This window comes from Kineococcus arenarius subsp. arenarius (assembly GCF_050871845.1).
Lineage (GTDB): Bacteria > Actinomycetota > Actinomycetes > Actinomycetales > Kineococcaceae > Kineococcus.
This window is the reverse complement of record NZ_JBJLSE010000199.1, coordinates 1-509: the sequence shown is the minus strand read 5'-3', so window position 1 is coordinate 509 and position 509 is coordinate 1. Positions and strand designations below refer to the sequence as shown.

At 75.6% G+C, this 509-nt stretch carries 1 protein-coding gene; it reads left to right on the top strand.

The features are described 5' to 3' along the window. The coding region (locus ACRYM0_RS20895) for a leucine zipper domain-containing protein (protein WP_432507767.1) at positions 1-509 on the top strand (509 nt) is incomplete at both ends.

Below are 509 nucleotides of genomic sequence, written 5' to 3'. Positions count from 1 at the left end.
CCCACGGCCGTGCCCTGCTGGTGCGGCGCGTCGTCCACGACGGGCGGGCCGTGGCGCACGTGGCCCGCGAGCTGGGCGTCTCGCGCCAGTGCGCCCACCGCTGGGTGGCCCGCTACCGCGCCGAGGGCTGGGCAGGGCTGGCCGATCGCTCAAGCCGCCCCCACCGCAGTCCCCGACGCACCAGCCCCAGCGCCGAAGCAGACGTCATCGCGGCCCGCCGGCACCTGCGCTGCGGACCGGTGGGCATCGCCGCAGCCACCGGCGTCGCAGCGCGCACCGTCTCTCGCGTCCTGGCCCGCCACGGCGCCGCCCCGCTGGCAGCGTGCGACCCGTTGACCGGGGAGGTGATCCGCGCCTCGCGCCTGTCAGCTGCCCGTTATGAGCATCCTGAGCCTGGATCCCTCATCCACGTGGACGTCAAGAAACTGGCCCGCATCCCCGATGGGGGCGGCTGGCGTGTCCACGGCCGCCGCGAAGACGTCCGCGGCCGCGGCATCGGCTACGACTAC